The organism is Sorangium sp. So ce836 (genome assembly GCF_028553905.1).
Taxonomy (GTDB): Bacteria; Myxococcota_A; Polyangia; order Polyangiales; family Polyangiaceae; genus Sorangium; species Sorangium cellulosum_D.
The window spans coordinates 8,936,893-8,957,840 of record NZ_CP102233.1; the positions used below are offsets into that span (position 1 = coordinate 8,936,893).

Consider the following 20,948-nt stretch of genomic DNA (forward strand, 5'->3'; position numbering starts at 1 on the left):
TGGGCGCGCGGCGAGCGTCATCCGCCGGCGGGGGGGCCGGCCTTCCGGTGCCGCTGCTCGCGGTACAGGCGCTGGACGAAGGCGCCGGCCGGCTCGGCGCGGAGCGCCTCGATGAGCTCGCGGAGGACGGCCGGCAGCCCGCCGAGCGCGAAGGGCACCGGGTGGTGCTCGGGCGCGATCAGCGGCGCGGCGAGCGCGGCGAACGCGAGATCGGCGGCCGAGAACCGATCGCCGGCGAGGAACGGGCGCCCGTCGCGCAGCCGCTCGTTCACCGCGTCGAAGACCGCGCGGATCTTGCCCCGCGAGCGCTCGGCGCCGGCGGCGTCGATCCGCATCGAGCGCCTCATGACCGCCCGCGCGACCGGGAAGTAGGCGCGGAAGGCGCCGCGCCCGAGCCACGAGGGCGGCGCGGCGCCGGCGCCCTCGAGCGAGCGGAACGCCCCGCTCATCAGGGAGTACATCGCCTCCTCGTCGGGCAGGGCGTGAAAGTACGCGACGCGGCGCACGGCGGGGCCGAGCTCGCGATCGAAGCGCTCCTCGAGCGCCTCGATGTCGGCGCGGCGCGCGCCGGGCTCGCCGGAGAAGAGCGCGTGCTCCGACGGGACGAACGCGTCGGCGTAGCGCAGGATGTCGGTGGAGTCAGAGACCGCGCCGGCCCGCGTGACGAGCACCGGCACGGATCGGCGCCCGCCGGCGCGCAGCGCCGGGAGCGCGTGGGCGAGCGGGAGGTAGGCGTCCTCGCGGTACGGGACGCCGGCGCGGTCGAGCGCCCACCGCGCCTTCTCGCAGTAGTGGCTGAAGGGGATCGTGACGAGGCGGAAGGGCGCGCCGGCGCCGGCATTCGACATGGGGACCTCCAGGCGCGGGCCGACCGGGCGCGCCGGCCGCTCAGCGCCGGATCTCGAAGAGGTGGACGCCGTAGGCGGGGAGCTCGACGCCGAGGCCGCGCGACGGATCGACGAGCTCGTCGCCGTCGCGCGGGTGCTCGTTGCCGGTCATGAGGTCGACGAGCAGGACCTTGCGGCCGGCGACGCCGGCGACGTCGAGCGGGATGCGGCAGCCGCCGCGCGACGGGGCGAAGTTGACCACCGCCACGAGGGGCGCCGCGCTGCGGGGCGCGCCGCAGGCCGGGAGCGGCTCCCACCGGTAGGCGACGAACGCGTCGGCGCCCGCGCCGCGCGGGGTGAGCGTGGCGAAGCTGCCGGTGCGCAGGATGGGGCGGCGCACCGCGCCGAGCAGCCGCTCGTGGAAGGCGAGGCACGCCTGGTCGACCGGCTCCTCCGGGGCGCGGGCGAGGTGCAGCGAGGCGCGCACCGTCCGCCCCTCGAGCTGGCCGTGGTGGATGAACCGCATGCCGGGCACCGTCGCCGCGATGAACTCCGCGGCCCGGCGCCGGTCCGGCGGGAGCACGGCCGCGATGCGCGGCTCGTCGTGGTGCTCGATGAAGCGGACGCTCCGGCGCTGGTAGTCGGGCGTGGCCGCGAGGTGGCCGCGGACCGAGGACGCCGAGGCGTGGCTCAGCCGATCGTAAAGGCTCTTGTCGAAGGTGTAGTCGAACCCGAGCATCTGCAGGCGCCACTCGAGGTCCCAGAACGCCTCGCCGATGAAGATGAAGCTCGGGTGGTCGCGGCGGACGGCGTCGATGGCCTCGGCCCAGAACTCGCCGGTGGCCTCGGCCTTTCGCTCCGTGGGCGGCCGCTTGGACCACGTGTGCCGGAAGACGTCGTCGAGCACCAGCATGGCCATGTCGCAGCGGACGCCGTCGCAGCGCGACGCGACGCTGCGGAGCGCCTCGGTGGACGCGGCGCGCGTCGCGGCGAGGCGGTAGTCGAGCTGGGCCGTGTCGGGCCACGGCGGGATGTAGGGGTCGCGCCCGCTGAGCGGGGCGCCGTCGTCGCCGTGGATGAAGCACTCCGGCTTCTCCTTCACCCAGTGGTGGTCGCGCGCGACGTGGTTCGGGACGTAGTCGAGGATGATCCCGATGCCGCGCGCCGCCAGGCGCCGGCGCAGATCCGCGAGCGCGGCGTCGCCGCCGACCGCGGGGTTCACCTCGTACCGCGCGACGGCGAACGGGGAGCCGACCACGTCGGCGTCGGTCCAGTCCGGCAGCACGCGGTCGTACTCGGCGCGCAGGTCGGGGTGCGCGAGCGAGAGGCGCTGGCCCTCCTGACCGAGCGTCCAGACGCCCATCAGGTACACGTAGTCGACGCCGAGCGCGGCGAGCCGGTCGAGCGCCGCGTCGGGCACGCTGGCGAGCGTCACCCTGGCCTTGGCGGCGCGCGAGAGCTCATGGAGCCAGACGCGCACGAAGATCGCGTACAGCAGAGGGTGCTGGTGGGCAGGGACTAGGGAGCTCATCGATTGGATTGGGGACGGCGAGGCCCGCGAGGGAGTCGCGGGCAGTCGGCGTCGGCGGGGGATTGTCGGCGGGCTCGGGTGGTCCCTGCAAGCGCGATCACGCTGGGCGGGCGCCGCGCGAGCCTGCGCGCGCCGTCCAGCACAGAGGCGCCTCGCAGAGCACCCGTCCGCACTGGCTGCGGGCGCGGGCGCCGCGCGCGCCGCGCCCGATTGCGGCGTGCGCCGGCGCGGCGAGCGGCGCTAGCCGCGACGCTCGCGGCGCGCGCGGATCCGTCGAGCGAGTGCGGCCGCCGCGCCCAGGGCGACGAGCGGCAGGGCGAGGGGCGTCGCGGCCTCCTCGGGGGACAGCCGGCAGCCGCAGCCGCCCTGCCTCGGCTCCACCGGCGGCGGCGCCTCGTCGGGCGGGAGCTCGGCATCGGACGGCGCCTCGGCCTCCGCGGGCTCGGACGCGGGCTCGCCCTCGGATCCCTGCGCCTTCTCGGCCTCGCCGCCCTTCTCGGCGTCGGGCTTGTCCGCCGCCTTGTCCTTCTTCTTCTTCTCGCCGGTGAAGACGATCGCGCGGCGATCGATGATCGCGTTCTCGCCCTGCAGGGTGATCTTCTGCTTCTGCCCGACCTGCACGCCGTCGCTCGCGCGCTTGATCACGAGCTCGTACTCGCCGGCCTCGAAGCCGCGATCGCGCCGCAGGACGAAGTCGAACTTGGTGATCGAGAAGACCTTGCCGCTGCCGTCGGAGAAGCCGACGTCCATGCTCTCGTTGATCGACTGCTGGTTCTGGAGCGGGATGCGGTTCAGGATCGGCTTCTCGGGCGACTGGTCGGTGAGCGCGCGCTCGTAGTGCACCGTCGGCGTGAACGAGAACAGCATCGGGATGTGCGAGAGGTGCGGCGTCCCTCCGTAGTTGATCGTCATCTTGAGCTTCCAGCGGCCGTCGTCCTCCTTGGGGGAGCGATCGGCGATGGTGGCGGTGCCCGCCGCGTGCGCCGCGGTCGCGGGCAGCCACGCGCCGATCAGGGCGAGCGCGGCGGCGACGACGCGCGCGAGCAGGAGCCGGCGGCCGCCTCCGGCGAGGCGGGACGCCGCTCCGGGGCGCGCGTGGGCAGGGCGAGCGTGAGGACGCTCGGCGCGCTGACGTCGCGCGCCGAGCTGAGACAGAGGACCGGTTCGAGGTCGGGCGGTTCGCATGCGCAGCACGCTACCAGGGATTTCGTGGAGACGAGGCGCGGACGAGCGGGCATGCGCGCGGGCGCGGGGCCTCACGGCGGGCCGGGCGCCGCGCCGACGCGCGGCGCCCGAGGGGGCGCGGCGTCCGCCGGGGAGCGCGGGCTCAGTCCGGGAACCAGAGCAGCGCGTCGGAGGTGGGCTTGTAACAGGCCTGGCGGCCCGCCTCCTCGTTGTCGGTGCAGCTCGCGTTCTCGAGGCAGTCGATGATCTCGTAGCGGCCGGAGGCGTTGTAGATCGTGGTGAACATCGCGCGCTGGGCCGCCTCGAGCTTACTGAACGCGGCATTGCAGTCGGGGACCGGGATCTTCTCGCACCGGGACATGCGCGCGCAGCGGGCGTCGACGACGGGCTTCGCCGTGGGCTCGTCCGGGTTGATCTTGACGGCGATCTCGTCGTTGCACTCGAGGATGATCTGGCTGCGGTCGGGCGAGCTCTCGGTGGCGGCCTCCATACGCCGCGAGAAGCAGCTCGTCATCGCGCGGAGATAGGTGGGCGAGGAGGTCGGGTAGGCGGCCTTGCACGCGTTGAGGTGCTCCCAGGACGCGCCGGCGCGCTGGAGCTTGGCGAGCGCGGCGCACCACTCCGCCTGGGCGGCGATGACGCCGTCGCGGTCGGGGAAGTTGGTGGGCCGCTCGGAGCAAGAGGCCAGCTGGCCGAGCATCGACGCAGCCACCGCGATCGGCAGGGCCAAGGATCGAAGGGCGGGCATGGGCCGACCCTAGCACGTAGGCACGGCGGAGCGCAGTTTCCGGGACGCGCCTCAGGGCCGGTCCGGCAGGAGCTCGCAGCGGAGCCGCTCGCCCCCGCGGAGCGCCGCGGCCCCGCCGGGCCCGAAGACCGCGCCGAGATCCTGCGCGCCCCGGGCCGCGGCGCGGATCTCGATCGCCTCGAGGCACAGCGCGCCGCGGCCGCCGGCGAGCAGCGCGGCCGCGGGGGCGTCCTCCTCGAGGAGCGGCGCGCCGCTCCTCGACGCCACCCGCAGGGTGACCGGCAGCTCGGCGATGAACCGGTGCGACGGCCGAGCGCCGCCGCAGCCGCCGGCGCCGATCTCGGCGAGGGACGCGAGGGACCCGAGCGGCTCGGCGGGGCCGACCTCGCCCCGGGCGACGTCGAGCGGCGCGGCGACGACCTCCCCCGAGGCGACGGCGTAGCCGACGAGCGCGAAGCCGGGGGCGTCGAGCCGCCGGCCGAGGGTGAGCCGGGCGCCGGCGACGTCGGGGACGGGCGCGAGCCCGGCGACGGCGAGGGTGGCCTGCCGCGTGACCAGGAGGAGGCTCCGCTTGCCGGCGTCGAAGGCGAGCAGGCCGCCGCCCGGCAGCTCGGCCGCGGCGGCGATCGCGCCGGCGTGATCGAACGGCAACAGCGCGGGGGGCGCGGCGCCCGCGGGCACGCGGAGGGCGCGCCGTCCGTGCGGCTCGTTCGCGTCGAAGAGGAGCAAGAGATCCGCGGGCGCCTTGGCGTCCGGCGCGAGCAGCACGGGGACGGCCTCGCCGGTCGCCGTGGCGAGCGAGCGGCCCTGGAGGGAGACGCGGCGGGGCGCGGCCGTGCCCGCGAACGGCGGGAGCACGCTGGCGGTGAAGACGCCGTCGCGGAGCGCGCCCAGGGGGGAGGACGCGGCGGTCCACAGCGAGACGACCGGGGGCGCGCCGCCGAGGAGCCGGGCCGCCGCGGGGGCGCCCGGCGCTGCGAGCGCGATCCGGCCGGCGCGGCCCGCGGTCGGGCGCTCCGGGGGGCGAGGCGCCGGGAGCGCGACGGGGGGCGGGAACGTGGGGGGGTCGTCGTCGAGGCGGCAGGAGACGAGCGGCGGAGGCGCGGTCCGGGGCGCGGGGCTCGCCGCGGGGGCGTAGGGCGGCGGCGCGCTGCGCGGCGGCGGCGGGGGGCCGCCCCAGCCGAGGCGGACGAGGCCGTGCTCACCCATGGCGCAGCCGATCGGCGAGCAGGCGAAGGGGGCGCCGTCGTCGAGCGGAGGCTCGATCTGGCGAGCGGGCGGGCCCTCCACGGGGCGCCACGAGCGGCCGCCGTCGGTCGACTCGAAGTAGGCCGGCGGGTCGTCGCCGGTGGCGGCGAGCGCGAACCGGCCGCCGGCGACGACGTGCGCGACGGCGGCCGGGAGGGGATGGACGGTGACGCCGCCGCGCGGGTCGATGCGCAGGCCGGCGATGCGGCCGCCGCGGCGGGTCGAGAGCTGGCGTGCGGCGGGCGCGTCCCCGTCCGGCGGCGCCGCGCCGGCCGGCGAGGCGGCGTCGGCCGGCGAGGCGGCGTCGGCCAGGTGGAGCCAGCCGCGCACGGCGCCGTCGTCGTCCTCCCAGAAGTCGGTGTCGACGAGGCGCGGCGAGGCGGGGTCGGCGAGCGCCGGGAAGGCGCCGCCGGCGAGCGCCGGGTCGCGCTCGCGCACGCGGATCACGCGGACGCCCTCGGGCGGGCGCTCGCGGTCGCGCGCGACGGGCGGCGCCTCCAGCACGAGGGCGGTCACGGTCCCGCGCTCGCCGGCGACCCAGCGGTAGAGGCGCGCGGCGTCCTCGCCCTCGAGCCGGCGCTCGACCCAGCGGCCGCCGCCGGTGCGCACACAGACGCGCGCGATGCGGTCCTCGGCGGGCCCGCCGCGCGAGGGGCGCGCCGTCTCGGAGCGCGGCTCGCCCGACGGCGCGGAAGGCCAGGGCGACCGCTCGCCGTCCGGCGAGGCGGCGCCGTCCGGGCTCTCCTGGAAGTCGTGCAGCCCGGGAGGCGCGCTGCCGCACCGGCCGGCGAAGGCGAGGCGGCCGCGGTCGTCGCCGAGGAACGCCCCCCGGGAGGTCGCGATCGGATCGGGGTCGCGGCCGCGGGGCGGAAACGTGGCCTCCAGGCGGGGCGCGGAGAGCGTCGTCTCGAGCCGGAGCACGTGGGCCGCCTCGTGCGCGCACGCGAGCAGGACGTCCTCGCCCGCCCGGAACGGCTGGCAGCGCGCGTAGCGCGGGTCGAGGCCGTCGATCTCCGCGTCGGCGATGGGCTGGGCGGTCGCCGCGGCGAGCACGGCGAGGCCGCCGTCGCGGGCGACGAGCAGCCTGCCGCCGGGGAGGAGGGCGCCGGTCGCCGCGGCCAGCGCGAGCGCCTCCGGGGCGAGCCCGCGGCTCGAGGAGGCGCCGGGCAACGGGTCCCGCGCCGACGGGAGGTGGAGCGAGGGGCTCGGGCCGTCGCGCGGCGGCGCGGGCGCGGCGCGCACGAGGCCGGCGGCGGTCACGCGGAGCGCGGGGCTGCCCGAGGGGCCGAGCAGCGCGACCTCCCCGCCGCCTTCCTGGAGGAGCGTCGTGGCGAGGCCGTGGGTCTCGAGGACGTCGATCCAGGTGGCGCCGCCGTCGAGCGTGACCGAGGCGCGGCCGAACAGGTCGAGGCGCGCCGCGCGCCGCGCGTCGGCGGCCACCGCGTCGACCGCGCCCGCGGCGCCGAAGCGCCGGAGTGCTAGCGAGGACGGGTCGATCTCGAGGAGGCCGCGGTCGCTGCGCAGGAGGATCGCGTCGAGGTACGGCCGCGCGCCGCCGGGGGCGCCGACGTCGGCGATGGGCGCGAGCGCGCCGAGGAAGTCGCTGGCGCGGTAGACGCGGCCCTCGGACCACAGGACGAACCCGCCCCCGAGGCGCGCCGGGATCGACCGGAACCCGCGGAGCGGCTCGGACGCGGGCGCGGCGGCGAGCACGACGCCGCCGTCGAGGCGCACGCGGATCCCTTCGTGGAGCGCCGGCTGCGGGCCGGGCGCGGGGGCGCCATCGCCGGACGCGGCGGCGTCGAAGAGGACCCCGATGGCCTCGGTGAGGACGTAGCGCGCCGGAGAGAGCGGCGGCACGTCCGAGGGCGCGGCGGCCTGGGGCCCGGCGGGCGGCGGAGGGCGCTCGGGGGCGGCGCTGCAGGCAGCGGCGAGGGCGAGCCCGAGGAGGACGCCTGCGCGGGAGGGCATCGCGGCGGCGGCGGTCGCGCGGCGCATCGGGTGGGCGGTCGAAACGTACACGGCAGTGGGGTCGTGGTCGAACGGTTCGAGCGCCGTCGGGTGCCGCCCTGCGGTCTCGCAGAGGTCCACCATCCTGCCGAGACCGCCCGCCTGCGTTCCCGCAGAGGTCCACCATCCTGCCGAGACCACCGCCCTGCGCTCTCGCGAAGGTCACCGTCCTGCCGAGACCACCGCCCTGCGCTCTCGCGAAGGTCACCGTCCTGCCGAGACCACCGCCCTGCGCTCTCGCGAAGGTCACCGTCCTGCCGAGACCACCGCCCTGCGCTCTCGCGAAGGTCACCGTCCTGCCGAGACCACCGCCCTGCGCTCTCGCGAAGGTCACCGTCCTGCCGAGACCACCGCCCTGCGCTCTCGCCAAGGCGCTGCTCCGCCGAGCGCCGCGCGCCCGCCTCGGCGCACGATCGCCTCAGCGCCCCCTCACGACCGCCGTGCACTGCACCGGCTGCCGCACCTCCTGGCCGGGCTGGACGAGCACGAGCGTGCCGCCGCCAGCTTCCCGCGCCGGCTCGCCGCGATCGCCGAGCCGGGCCGCGGGCCGCGGCCCCGCGAAGCGCGCGACCAGCTTCTTCACGACGCCGGGCGGCTCGTAGAAGCCGAGGTCGGCCTCGTAGCGCTCGTCCCGCACGTTGAGCTCCACAGCGTCGAGGCACGCGCGATCGCGCGACCACCGGATCACCGCGACGCCCGCCGTCCCGGCCTCGGCGACCCCCGGCAGCGCGCCGGGCGCGAGGCCGATCTCCGTGTCGAACGGCAGGATCACGCGCGCCTCCCCGCGGCGCGGGGCGCACGACGGCGCGCTGCCCGCGGCGAGCTCGCCGAGCGGCGCGAGCGCCTCCTCGGGGCCCAGCTCGCCGAGCTCCGGATCGACCGGCGAGAGCACCGCGCCGCCGTCGCCGGCGACCGCCACCGCGACCGGCGCGCCCCCGCGCGCGCCCGCGCCGAAGGCGAAGCTCGCCTGCGGCCCCGTCATCGGCGCGGCGCGCTGCACGTAAAGCTCCCGCAGCGCCCCGCTCCCGGACGACGGCCGCGCGCTCGCCGGCGCGCCGCGCGCCGCCCCGGCCTCCCCGCGCAGGTCGACCGCGCTCACCGCGAGGCCGTCGTACCGGGGGCTCAGGAACACCGCGCGATCGCCGAGATCGACGCCGATCGAGGGCTGCGGGGCGCAGCCGCCGATCGGCCGCGTCACGCGCGCGGCGTCCAGCAGGCCGGCGAGGCACGCCTCCTTCGGGCCGACCGCGATCGGCGCCACGCGGCCGTCGCGATCGATCGCGAGCCCGACCTGCGCCTCGTAGGGCCGGTACGCGAGCTGGGACAGCTCGGCGCCCGCGACCGGCACGCTCGCGCGGCGGATCTCGGCGCGCAGATCGAGCGGGGCGATCCAGGCGAGCTCCGCGTCGGCGAGGGCCGCGGGCAGCGCGCCGCCGACGGGCGGCAGCGTCAGCACCCCGAGGGTGCCGAGCCGCAGCGGGCTCGCCGTGCGCAGGCGCGGCGCGGCCACCGCGCCGAACCCGTGCGACTCCGGCACGCGCGCGGCGGCGATCGGCCCGGCGAAGCGGCACGCGAGCCGCGCGAGGGGCGGCGGGGCCGGCGGCCGCGGCGGCCTGTCGCGCTCGCGCCGCGGGGACGGCTCCGCCGCGGCCGCGTCGGACGGCGACGCCGCGCGCGCCCCGCCGCCCCTCGCGGCCGACGCCCACCCGAGCCGGAGGAACGGGCCGAGGCGGCACCCCACCGCGGAGCAGCCCGAGAGCCGCGCCGCCGCGCCGCCCGGCGGCGGCGCCACCGGCGTCCACCGCCTTCCCCGATCGATCGTCTCGAAGAGCCCGCCGTCCTCCGTCTCGACGAGCGCGAACGGGCCCGACGCCTCGAGCGAGCTCGCGCGCGCCGGCAGCGGGAGGCGGCGCAGCCGGCCGGCGGCGTCGATCGCGATCGGCGCGAGGCCGACCGCGCCCTGCGCGGGGAGCCAGCCCTCGATGGCGCCGTCCGCCTGCGCGGCGAGCGCGCGCGAGAGCAGCCCGGGCCGCCCGTCGCCGTACGAGGGCAGGTGGAGCGGCGGCTCGCTGCGCGCGAACCGCACGACGCGCAGCGCGCCGCGCACCTCGACGCGCTCGCCGTCCGGCAGGAACGCGCCGGGGCGCGCGACAAGGGCGACCGCGCCCCCGCCGCCGCGCGGGATCCAGGCGATGACGTCGGTCGCGTCCGCCGGATCGAGGCGGTGCTCGACCCAGACGCCCGGCCCGCGCCGCACGCAGAGCACCGCGCTCTCGGGCGCCGCGCCGCCGGCGAACGCCGCGGGCGCGATCGCGCGGAGATCGAGCCGCGGCCTCGGCAGCCCCTCGCACGGCCCGAGGTAGCCGAGCGCCTCGCCGTCGACGCCGACGAAGCGGCCGGCCTCCCGCTCCGGCTCGGGCCGGAGCTCGAACGCGCGCTCCAGCCGGAGCGCGCGCGGGCCGCGCGCGTCGCTCGATAGGTCCACGACGCTCGCGCGATCCGGGCCGGCGCAGACGGCGAGCAGCGCGTCGCTCGCGCGGAACGGCGCGCACGCGCCGCTGCCGGGCGGGAGCGGCGCGACGGACGACGCGCGGCCGGTCGCGAGATCGATGCGGCCGACGGCGCCGTCCGCGGCGATCACGGCGCCGCCGTCGTCGAGCGGCAGGCCCGCGGCGACGGCGTCCGCGAGCCGATCGAAGGCGGCGCCGGGGAGCCACGCGGCGTAGGCGTCGACGTCGGCCGGCGGCCGCGCGCGCGGGGCGCGGGGCGCGCCGAGGCGCCCGCCCGCGTCGACGGCGCGCTCGAGGCCGCCGCGGAGCGAGGCGACGATCTCCTCCCCGCGGACCTCGAGCGCGATCGCGCCGCCGATCTCCGCGGTGACGTCGCGGTAGGAGGCGCCCGCGTCCAGCGTGAGGAGCGCGCGCCCGAAGACGGTCAGGCCGAGCGCGCGGCGGTCGCTCGACGCCACGGCCGCGACGAGCGACGGCAAGCCGAGCGGCCGCAGCGCGCCGGTCGCGCCCTGGACGGCGAAGCTCCCGGCCGACGTGATCAGGCCGACGCCGTCGAGCCACGGGAACACGCCGGCGACGCCGCCCGGCAAGGTCGCGCGCTTCTGGAGCTCCCCGGCGAAGGTGGTCGCCGTGTAGATGTCGCCGCCGCTCCAGAACACGTAGCGCGGCCCGGCCTGCGCCCAGGCCGGGAACGCCGCGCCGCCGGCGAGCTCCGGGCCGCCGGCGCCGAGCGGCTCGATCCGCTCGAGGCCGTGCAGCTCGACGCGCCGCCCGCTCACCACGGCCCTGTCGATCTCCTCGCCGTCGACGACCGCGCGCTCGACGAGGCCCTGCGCCGCCTGCGCGACGTACCGGGCAGGGCCGAGCGCGACGACGGCGGGGGCGCGGCGCGGAGGCTCCGGCGCGCCGGGCGGCGCGGGCGCCGGCTCGGCCGCGCCGCAGGCCGCGAGCGCCGGCGCGGCGAGGAGCGAGAGCCGCCCGAGGGCGCGCGGCGTCACTCGTCGCCCGACCTGGCGCCCGCGGCGCACGAGAGCCGCTGCATCGTCGACGCGGTCCGCAGCACCCCTTCGCCGCCCCCCGCCCCGCCCCCCTGCCCCCGCGGCGCCGTCCACCGCGCGATCAGCGCCGCGTCCGCCGCCGCCTCGCCCCGCCGCCTCGAGTCGGCGACCGCGAGGTGCAGCGCCTCCAGACACACGCGCTCGCGCCCCCAGCGCACCGCCGCGATGCCCTGATCGCCGAGCGCGATCGCGGGCAGCGCTCGCCGATCGAGGCGCAGCGCGCGCTCCGGATCGAGCGTCACGAGCGCGCGCCACGCGCCCCGCATGGCGCGGCAGCGCGCGTCGCTCGCGGCGGTCAGCGTCGACCAGGGCGCCAGCGCGTCCACCTCGCCCGCCGTCCCGGCCAGGCGATCGAGCGCCGCGGCCCCCGCGGTCTCGGGCGCGGGGCCGTCGAGCACCAGCACGCCGGCCTCCCCGTCGTCGCGCCGGGCGAGCGCCATCGGCCGGCCCCGCAGCTCCTCGCGATCGAGCCCCACGATGCGCGCGGGCTGCCGGGGCTCCGGCCCATGCTCCTCGATGGCCGCGCGGCGCCGGTGCTCGCCGAGCACGAGGGTGCGGCCCGGGCCGAGCAGGAGACCGGGGGCCCGCCCCGCGGACCCGTCCACGGGGCTCCGGCGCGGCTCGAGCGCGGGGAACGCCCGCGCGCCCTCGGGGCCGAGCAGCAGCTCGCCCGCCTCGGCGACGACGAGCAGCGCGGCCTCGCCGCCCGGCGCGAGCAGCGGCACCGCGGCGGCCCGCTGCGCGCCGCGCCTGCCGCTCGGCGCGAGCGCGGTCGCGTCCAGCCGCAGCGCCTCGGCGCGCAGATCGAACGGCAGGCGAACCACAACGCTGTGCGTCCGGAGCGCCGCGGCCCTGGGGCGGCCTCGCCCCGGCGTCGCGCCGCCCTTCCCCGGCGCCGCGCCGCCCTTCCCCGGCGCCGCGCCGCCCTTCCCCGGCGCCGCGCCCTCCGGCGGCGCCTCCTCGGACAGCGGCGGCGGCGGCGCGTCGTCGGCCGGCGGCGCAGCGCGCTCGGGCTCCGGCGCGTCGGCGACGATCTCCAGCGTGTCGCCGTACGGCGTCGCCACGGTCCATCGCTCCGATCCCGCCGCGGACGCCGCGCCCGGGAGCGGCGCCGGCAGGCCGACCGGCGCGCACGACAGCACCGGCAGCCCCGCCGCCCCCTGCGGCTGGCCGCCGTCCGGGCACGCCCCCGCGCCCGCCCCGCCCGCCTCCGCTCCCCCGCATCCGGACCCCGGCGCGGCGGCGACGGCCGGCGACGGCTCGCCCGCGCCCCAGCCGAGCCGCACCCCGCCGACCAGCGCGCAGCCGAGCGCGGAGCAGGCGCCCTGGAACGACGACGGCGTCACCGGCGAGCGCCCCGCGGCGCGCCACGTCCGGCCGTGATCGAGCGTCTCGTGGAGCTCCCCGCCGCGCGTGACGAGCACGCCGTGATCGCCGGTCACCACCATCCCCGCCGGCTCCGGCGGCAAGGCGCGCGGCGAGATCGCCCCGTCCGCCGCGATCGTGACGCCGAGGCTCGCCTGCCCCACGGGATCGGGCCACTCGATCGACGACAGCCACCCGTCGACCCCGCCGTCGTCGCGCGCGCGGAAGCGCCGGTCGACGAGCACCCGCGCCCCGTCGCGCGGGGGCGGCGTCCAGTACCAGCCGGGGGGGCGCGCCCCGAGCTGCACGACCCGCGCGCCCCCCTCGTCGCGCCAGAGCCGCGCGCCGACCGGCGCCGGCAGCGCGCCGCCCTCGCCCTGCAGCAGCGCGACCGCGCTCCCGTCCCGGCGCGGCGCCCAGCCGACCAGCGACTCCGCCTCGCCGAGCTCGATCGCGCGCTCCACCCAGGCGCCCGGGCCGCGCCGCACGCAGATCCGCGGGTGGACCACGACCTCGCCGTAGCGGCGATCGCGCTCCTCGTCGCTCACGAGCCGCGGCGACGCCGCGCAGCCGCCGACATAGCCGACCGCGCCGCCGTCGTCGGCCACGAAGAACCCCTCGTCGCTGAAGGCGCGCTCGACGAGCGGCGCCTCGCCGCGCTCCGAGCGCAGCACGTAGCTGCCGTAGCCCTCGTAGTCGTCCCACGCGCACAGGAAGAGCAGCCCGTCCTCCGCGCGCATCGGCGCGCAGTCCAGCCCGTCCGGGAGCCAGCCGGCGAGCCGCTCGCGCGTCGCCCCCGTGCGCGCGTCGATCCGCGCGACCCCGCCCTCGAACACCCCGAGCGCGGTCCCGTCGGGCAGGAGCGCGCCGGCCGAGACGGCCGCCTCGAGCGGCGCGAGCGGCGCGCGCTCCTCGAGGGCCAGCGCCTCGCGCTCACCGGCCCGGCCGCCCGCGAAGAGCAGCTGGAACGCGCCGGCCGCCAGCGTCGCGCGGAGGTCGCCGTCGGGCCGGCCGAGCGAGCCGTCCGGCAGCACGGCCACGCGCCCGAGCGCCGTGCCGAGCCACAGCGCGTCCGGCGCGGCGCCGAGGCCGCGCGCGCCGAGCCCGATCCGCCGGCCGGCGTCGACCCACGTCCTGCCGCCGTCCGCGGTCGTGGCCGCGCGGCCGAAGACGTCGAGGCGCACCGCGCGCGCCGCGTCGAGCGCGGCGAGATCGTGGATCGCCGGCGCCTCGAGCGCCCGGCCGCGGTCCTCGCCCGGCGGGAGCACGCGCGGCCCCTGCTCCGTGAAGATGACGACGCCGCCCAGGCCGTTCCTGGCGCCCCGCACCGCGCGGGCGCCGCCGCCGAGCGGCACCTCCGCGAGCGGCCCCGTGAAGCCGCGCGACCGGAACGCCCTGCGCCGGGTCCAGTGGAGGAAGCCCCCGCCGAGGTGGGGCGTGATCGCGAGCGACCCGACGACGGGATCGCCGGACGCCCACAGATCGGGCTCCCACGCCGCCGCGACGACGCGCCCGTCCCCGCCGAGCTCGAGCCGCGCGCCCGCCGCGACGACGCGATCCACGACGGCCGCGTCCGGCCCGCCGTGCGTCACGCGGAACACGTCCGCGAGCCCCTGGACGTAGCGGGGCGCGACGCCGGCCGCGACAAAGGCGCCCCACGCGCCCGGCGCGCCCGACACGCGCGACACACCTGCGTCCGCAGCGCGCGCGCCGTACGCCGGCCGAGCGGCCCCCGCAGCGCCGCGCGCGGGGGCCGGCTCGGGCGCGCGCGCGCAGGCGGCCGCGAGCAGCGCCGTGAGCAGACCGAGCGAGCGCGCCAGCATCGGGGAAAGCACGACGGTATCCGCTGTACCGCCCCCGTCCAGAGCCGATTCATCTCCTCCAGCCGACAGCCGCGCTCTCCCCTCGCGCCGCCGTCGTAAGCTGCGCCCCGCCGCGCCCCGCGCTCGCCCCGAAAGCCCGTGTCCACCCCTCGCCGACCCCGAAGGCCCACCCGCGAAGAGATCCTCGCCGCCGCCGGCAAGACGGTGCCGGACGTCATCGCCCCCGGCCTCCACGTCCTCTTCTGCGGCATCAACCCGGGCCTCTATACGGCCGCCGTCGGGCACAACTTCGCCCGACCGGGCAACCGGTTCTGGCCGGCGCTGCACGCCGGCGGGTTCACCGATCGCGTGCTCTCTCCGTTCGAGGAGCGCGAGCTGCTGAAGCTCGGTTACGGGATCACCAACGTGGTCGAGCGAGCGACCGCATCGGCCGATGAGCTCTCCGCCGACGAGCTCGCCGCCGGCGGAGAGCGGCTGGCGGCCAAGGTGCGGCGCTACCGCCCCCGCTTCCTCGCCGTGCTCGGGATCGGCGCCTACCGGAGCGCGTTCGGCAGGCCCCACGCCGCGCCCGGCCCGCAGCGGGAGACGCTCGACGCGACGAGGATCTGGGTGCTGCCGAACCCGAGCGGGCTCAACGCCAGCTACCAGCCGGAAAAGCTCGCAGCGATGTTCCGCGCCTTGCACGACGCGGTCATGTCTGCCCCCGTCTCGCCGTGAGCCGCCGAGCGCGCCGACTCCGTTCTCCCGAAAGGTGGTGCCCCGTCTTCCACCGTCGCGCGACATCCGTGCTCCGCCGACTCGGCTCCTCTCGCTCAAGCCAGCTCGGCGGCCGCGGGCGACAGGCGTGCTTCCCGCCGCCGCGCGCTCGCCGCATCTTCCGCATTCGCGCCTACTCGGGCAGCGCGCTCTCCTCTTCCTGAGGCACCTTCGCGCGGGCGCTGCGCGCCTCTTCGCGCAGGGCCGCGAGGCCGGGCGGCCCCTCGGGCGAGCGCGCGCCGCGGTTGCTCACCGCGGCGAGCCAGGCCATCGGCGAGTCGGGCGTCCTCGGCGTGACGAGGAGGACCCCGCGGGTCGCGTAGCGCGAACAGCCGTCCTCGCACACGGGCAGCACGAGGCGGAGCCCGCCGCCGCCGCCTTGGCTCACGAGCGGCGCGACGCGCATCTCCGCCGGCGGCGGCGCGAAGGCGGCCAGCATCGTTCGCTCGACCAGCGCCACGAACGTCCCTCGAGACGTCGCGGGCGGCTCCGGCGCCGGCATCGCGGCGCGCGCCGACGCGTCGGGCCGGCTCGGCGGGAGCGCGAAGAGCCCCGCCCCGTCGGCCGCGTTCGCCGGCGACGGCGTGCTCGCCAGCGCGCCCGCGAGCGCGAAGGCGAACGAAGCCAGCTTGAGTCCGAATCGCATAGGTGCTCCCTCGGCGAAGCATCCAGCAGGCCCCATGCCAGCCACGCGCGGCCCGCCGCCGCGGCGCGGCGCCCGCGGCGCTGTCCGCTCCGCTCGCCGCGCGTGACGGATCGCCACAACGTGGTGCAAGTCGTACGAGGCACGAGGCACGAGGCACGAGACACGACGCACGAGGCGCCCGGCCCCCGAGGCGCCCGGCCCCGTGCAGCGCAGCGCCGCGGCCAGCGACCGACCGCGCGGCCGGTGAACCAACGTTCGACCCTCCGCCGCGGCCGTGCGAGCGCCGCTTTCCCTTGCCAGACGGTCCGCGCGCCGTTAACCGTCATCGTTATGCCCGACCGAAGGCCAGGGCAGAGCCCTTACGAGATGAAGGCCCCTCTCCAGCCTGGCGCCCCCCTTCCCGCGACGCCGTCCGAGCCCGTCGCGAGCATTCTGCTCGTCGACGATCACCGCCCCAACCTCCTCGCCCTCGAGGCCGTGCTCGATCCGCTGCGCCAGCGGCTCGTCACCGCGCAATCCGGCGAGGAGGCGCTCGAGCACCTGAGCCGCGAGGAGTTCGCGCTGATCCTCATGGACGTGAAGATGCGGGGGATCGACGGCTTCGAGACGGCCGCCCGCGTGAGGGGGCTCGATCGGGCGAGGCACACGCCGATTATCTTCATCTCGGGTCTGCCGGAGGACGAGGATCGACTGTATCGCGGCTACCGCGAGGGCGCGGTCGATTATGTCGTCAAGCCGTTCAATCCCGACATCCTCCGCGCCAAGGTGGCCGTCTTCGTCGAGCTGCACCGCAGGGCCGAGCAGATCAAGCGGCAGGAGGCGGCGCTCCGCGAGCTGGAGCGCCAGGCGAGCGACGAGGTGTTCCGGCGCATCATGGACACCAGCATGATGGGCCTGCTCTTCAGCGACTACGAAGGGCGCGTCCTCGAGGCGAACGACTGCTTCCTCTCGATGGTCGGCTACACCCGCGAGGACATCAAGGCGGGCTTGCTCACCTGGCAGCAGCTCTCCCCGCCGGAGTACGAGCACGTGCACCACGACGCGGTGAACGAGCTGAGCCTCCGCGGCGCCACGAAGCAGTTCGAGAAGGAGTACATCCGCAAGGACGGCAAGCGCGTGGCGGTCCTCGTCGGCTCCGCCCGCATCGAGACGCAGAAGCGCAACCTCACCTACGTGCTCGACATCAGCGAGCGCAAGCGCGCCGAGGCCAACGTCAGCCTCCTCGCGGGCGCGGGCGAGATCCTCTCGTCCTCGCTCGATTTCCGCGAGACGCTCGGGCAGCTCGCCCGGCTCGCCGTCCCCCTCCTCGCCGACTGGTGCGCGGTGGACATCCAGGCGCAGGACGGCGTCATCCAGCGCGTCGCCGTCCAGCACACCGACCCCGAGAAGGTGACGCTCGTCCAGCAGATCGAGGAGAAGTACCCCGTCGATCCCGCGGCGAGCCGCGGGGTGCCGAAGGTGCTCCGGACCGGCGAGACCGAGTGGTCCTCCGACATCTCGGACGCGCTGCTCGTCGAGAACGCGCGGGACGAGGAGCACCTCCGGATGGCGCGCGAGCTCGGCCTCCGGTCGTACCTGGTCGTGCCGCTGGCGGCGCGCGGGCGCGTCCTCGGCGCGATCACGCTCGCCCACGCGGAGTCGGGCCGGCGCTACACGAAGGCTGACGTGCAGTTCGCCGAGGAGCTCGCCCGGCGCGCCGCGCTCAGCGTCGACAACGCGCTGCTGTTCGAGCGCGAGGTCACGGTGCGCAAGGAGGTCGAGACGCTCGCGGAGGAGCTGAAGCACAGCGAGGCGCAGTTCCGGCTGCTCGCCGAGACGATGCCGCAGCTCGTGTGGACCAACCGCCCTGACGGCCACCACGAGTACTTCAACCAGCGCTGGTACGACTACACCGGGCTGACCGCCGAGGACACGGGGGGCGAGGGCTGGAGCCGGATCATCCACCCCGAGGAGCACGAGCGGGCGATCGAGACGTGGCGGCAGGCGCTGCGCACGGGCGAGCCGTACGAGAGCCAGTGCCGGCTCCGGCGCGCCGACGGGGTCTACCGCTGGTTCATCGGCCGGGCGGTCGCGGCGCGCGACGGGTCGGGCCGCATCGTCCGGTGGTTCGGCACGTACACGGACATCGACGATCAGAAGCGCGCCGAGGAGGAGCGGCAGCGGCTCGTGCAGGCGCTGGAGCGCAGCAACAAGGAGCTCGATCAGTTCGCGTACGTCACGAGCCACGACCTCAAGGCGCCGCTCCGCGGCATCGCCAACCTCTCGCAGTGGATCGAGGAGGACCTGAACGACAAGATGACGTCGGAGAGCCGGAAGCAGCTCGATCTGCTCCGCGGGCGCGTCCACCGGCTCGAGAACCTCATCGACGGCATCCTGAGCTACTCGCGGGCGGGCCGCGTCCGGGAGAAGCCCGAGGCGATCGACGTCGGCAAGCTCCTCCGGGAGATCGTCGAGCTGCTCGCGCCGCCGCCCGAGACGCGGGTGGAGATCGCCCCCGACATGCCCGTCCTGGTCACCGAGCGCGCGCCGCTCCAGCAGACGTTCCTGAACCTCATCAGCAACGCGCTGAAGCACGCGGGCCGCGCCGATCCGGAGGTCCGGATCGGCGCGCGGGACGCCGGCCCGTTCTGGGAGTTCTCGGTCTCGGACAACGGGTCGGGCATCGCGCCCGAGTACCACGACCGGATCTGGGGCATCTTCCAGACGCTGAAGGCGCGCGACAAGGTCGAGGGCACGGGCATCGGCCTGTCGGTCGTGCAGAAGATCGTCCAGAGCAAGGGCGCTCGCGCGTGGGTCGAGTCCGCCGTCGGCGCCGGCGCCACCTTCCGGTTCACCTGGCCGAAGCTCGAGGCCAGGGAGCCCTCCTCGCCCGGCTGATCCGGCCGGGTCCCGCGGCCCGCGCGTGACGCGGCGCCGCGCGCGGCCCGAGGGAGCGCCTCTCGGCCGCGCGGCGTGGCTTCCGGTCCGGCACGGAGTTTGAACTACCCACCGCGGTACAACAGGCGGCTCGAGGCGATGCGCGCCGGGGATGGCGGGACGGGGAAGGCACCGCTCCTTCTTCGGCGCCGTGTCGTTGCCTCTCGGGCCGCGACCTCGAAAGGAGGGTCTCCATGCCGTCGGTGTTCCACCTGCCCAGGCTCTGCCTGGGCGCGCTTGCGATCTCGCTGCTCTCCGCGTGCGCCGCGGCCCCGCCTGTGGAGCAGGCGCGCGCCGAGCCGAGGTTGCCCAACCCGGGCCCCGATGGGGTCTACAAGGTCGAGTGGCCCGATCTGCGGGAGGGCGAAGATCGGTTCATCCGGCTCACCCTCGGCGAAGACATCGCCGATGTCTGCCGGCTGCCCAAGACGAACTTCGCCTTCGACTCGGCCGAGCCGCTGCCCCAGGATCACCTGGAGCTCCGCGCCATCGTCGACTGCCTGCTCACCTCCAACCTCAAGGACCTGAGGATAGAGCTCGTCGGCCGGGCCGATCCGCGGGGTACGCAGGCCTACAATCAGGATCTCTCGCTTCGTCGCGCTGCGCGGGTGAAGGAGATCCTCGTGCAGGAGGGCATCCCTGCGGACCGCGTCTCGGTGCGCGCGACGGGCGCGTCCGAGGCGGTCGGAAATCAGCCGATGTACTCCTACGGCTACGACCGCCGGGTCGACGTCGTGCTCACCGGCGTCCCCCACTCCCCCCGGTGAGCGGGGCGCGCCCGCTGCGGATACGGGCCCATCTCGACGTTTTCGGTGCTCGGCGTACAAGAGTACGCCTGTGCGCCGAAAACGCCGATCTGGGCCCGTCTCCTGTGCGGGCGTGCCCCGCTCGGCGGGCGTGAAACAGGGCGGGGCGGGGGGCATCTGCCTTCCTGTCATGTTTCCCGATAGACCATCTTCCGTTTGCGACGGTGCGGCGGGCTGCCGCGGCGGCGCGGCGGCCTGCGCGCGGGCTCGCCGGCGGCGTGGACTGGGGGTGTGGGCGCGCGAGGCGCGGCACGACAGATGTGGCATTTCGTCACGGAGGCGTCACGGTGAGGGGGTGCGGCTGCGGGGACAGGCGGGCCGTACAGCGCGGTCTGCTGGTTGGTCCGGGGCCTGCAATGCATCCCCTTCACGAACCGGCGGACGTCATGTCCGTCACAAGGAGACAAGAGCCATGACGAGACTGAATGACGCGGTGGGGACTGCGAAGGGTGTGTACGAGTCGGCGGCTGCCGGGGCGGGCGTCGCGGCGACGACGGCCAAGACGACGGCGTTCGACGTCGCGAAGGCGGTCGCCGGGATCGCCGCGACCGTCGGGGCGCTCGGCTTCGACGACGTGCTCGGCTGGGTCGGCCTCGCGCGCAAGCGGAGCCCGCTCACGACGCTCGCGTTCTTCGGCGCCGGCGTCGCGGTGGGCGCGGGCGTGGCCATGCTGCTCTCGCCGACGTCCGGCGAGGCGCTGCGCCGTGACATCCTGAACCGCCTCGACGGCCTCAAGCGCCAGGCGACGCGCGGGGTCGAGCAGGCCGAGCGCAAGGTCCAGGACAAGGTCGGCGGCGCGGTCGACGCGGTGAAGGGCGCGGTCTCGTCCGAGACCGGGAACTCGCATTACGGCATGGAGGGCGGGCGAGCCCAGGGCGGCGAGAGCGGTCACCACCTGAGCTGAGGCGCCGGCCGTGTGGCTCGAAGCCATCATCACGCGGGAGGATCTCGCCCAGGTCTTGGGCGAGTTCCTCCCTGTGAAAATTCACCTGGACGACGATGAGAAGACCGACCGCTGGCTCTACCTCGGCAAGGCGACCGAGATCACCTTGGTCGAGGACATGGGCCTGCGCGTCACCTGTCCCGCGGAGCTGAAGTGGTCCATCGTTGGCGTGAACCCCACCATCAAGCTCGACGAGCTCCGGGTGATGATCACCCCGGAGATCATCGAGAGGAACAAGGGGAACGTCCTCGCGTTCAACGTCGAGCTCGAGGAGGCCGACATCCGCGGCATCCCCTCGATCATCGACCACACCATCATGAGGGCCGTCAACTCGGCGCTTGCGAACAAGAAGCCTGAGTGGAACTTCACGAAGACGCTCACGCACACCGTAGGTCTCCCCTCCAACCTCGAGCCGATCGAGGGGCTGCACATCGGGGTCGCCTGGGGCAAGCGGCGTATCAGTCAGGACGCGCTGGTGCTCGTGGTCTCCTTCAAGCTCAATTTCGTGCGAAACGATTGAGGCTCCGCCTCTCAGGGACAATCCCCGACGCCCCGCCCCCCGTCTCCGGTGGGCGG

At 76.6% G+C, this 20,948-nt stretch carries 13 protein-coding genes; 5 read left to right on the forward strand and 8 right to left on the reverse strand.

The window, feature by feature from the left end:
- Positions 1-17 precede the first annotated feature (17 nt).
- From NQZ70_RS32340 to NQZ70_RS32370, 7 genes are all read right to left on the reverse strand, one after another.
- Complete coding sequence (locus NQZ70_RS32340; protein ID WP_129577668.1) at positions 18-848, reverse strand: glutathione S-transferase family protein; 831 nt, start codon at positions 846-848, stop codon at positions 18-20.
- A 40-nt stretch (positions 849-888) separates the two neighbouring features.
- Complete coding sequence (locus NQZ70_RS32345; protein ID WP_129577669.1) at positions 889-2,358, reverse strand: alpha-amylase family glycosyl hydrolase; 1,470 nt, start codon at positions 2,356-2,358, stop codon at positions 889-891.
- A 240-nt stretch (positions 2,359-2,598) separates the two neighbouring features.
- Complete coding sequence (locus NQZ70_RS32350) at positions 2,599-3,543, reverse strand: hypothetical protein (protein ID WP_129577670.1); 945 nt, start codon at positions 3,541-3,543, stop codon at positions 2,599-2,601.
- 142 nt (positions 3,544-3,685) lie between these two features.
- Complete coding sequence (locus tag NQZ70_RS32355; protein ID WP_129577671.1) at positions 3,686-4,291, reverse strand: hypothetical protein; 606 nt, start codon at positions 4,289-4,291, stop codon at positions 3,686-3,688.
- 51 nt (positions 4,292-4,342) lie between these two features.
- Entirely contained in the window at positions 4,343-7,633 is a 3,291-nt protein-coding gene (locus NQZ70_RS32360; protein WP_207217544.1) for a hypothetical protein, read from the reverse strand.
- Between the two features lie 334 nt (positions 7,634-7,967).
- Positions 7,968-11,057 (reverse strand): hypothetical protein, encoded by a 3,090-nt coding sequence (locus NQZ70_RS32365; RefSeq protein WP_129577673.1) that lies wholly within the window; start codon positions 11,055-11,057, stop codon positions 7,968-7,970.
- Complete coding sequence (locus NQZ70_RS32370) at positions 11,054-14,317, reverse strand: hypothetical protein (RefSeq protein WP_129577674.1); 3,264 nt, start codon at positions 14,315-14,317, stop codon at positions 11,054-11,056. Before NQZ70_RS32370 ends, NQZ70_RS32365 begins: the two co-directional genes overlap by 4 nt.
- Before the next feature lie 192 nt (positions 14,318-14,509).
- Between NQZ70_RS32370 and mug the strand changes: the two genes are divergently transcribed.
- Entirely contained in the window at positions 14,510-15,022 is a 513-nt protein-coding gene (mug, locus tag NQZ70_RS32375; RefSeq protein WP_129581711.1) for a G/U mismatch-specific DNA glycosylase, read from the forward strand.
- A 172-nt stretch (positions 15,023-15,194) separates the two neighbouring features.
- On the opposite strand, the gene NQZ70_RS32380 is transcribed toward mug, so the two are convergent.
- A complete protein-coding gene (locus tag NQZ70_RS32380; protein WP_129577675.1) occupies positions 15,195-15,707 on the reverse strand; it encodes a hypothetical protein in 513 nt (170 codons plus the stop codon).
- A 366-nt stretch (positions 15,708-16,073) separates the two neighbouring features.
- On the opposite strand from NQZ70_RS32380, the gene NQZ70_RS32385 reads away from it, so the two are divergent.
- The 4 genes from NQZ70_RS32385 (at position 16,074) to NQZ70_RS32400 (ending at position 20,892) form a co-directional block, all read left to right on the forward strand.
- Complete coding sequence (locus tag NQZ70_RS32385; protein WP_129577676.1) at positions 16,074-18,584, forward strand: PAS domain S-box protein; 2,511 nt, start codon at positions 16,074-16,076, stop codon at positions 18,582-18,584.
- 233 nt (positions 18,585-18,817) lie between these two features.
- Complete coding sequence (locus tag NQZ70_RS32390; protein WP_129577677.1) at positions 18,818-19,390, forward strand: OmpA family protein; 573 nt, start codon at positions 18,818-18,820, stop codon at positions 19,388-19,390.
- Positions 19,391-19,841: 451 nt separating this feature from the next.
- Complete coding sequence (locus NQZ70_RS32395) at positions 19,842-20,333, forward strand: YtxH domain-containing protein (RefSeq protein WP_129577678.1); 492 nt, start codon at positions 19,842-19,844, stop codon at positions 20,331-20,333.
- A gap of 10 nt (positions 20,334-20,343) precedes the next feature.
- Positions 20,344-20,892: a hypothetical protein gene (locus NQZ70_RS32400; RefSeq protein WP_129577679.1), complete on the forward strand. Its 549-nt coding sequence runs from the start codon at positions 20,344-20,346 to the stop codon at positions 20,890-20,892.
- Positions 20,893-20,948: the final 56 nt, after the last annotated feature.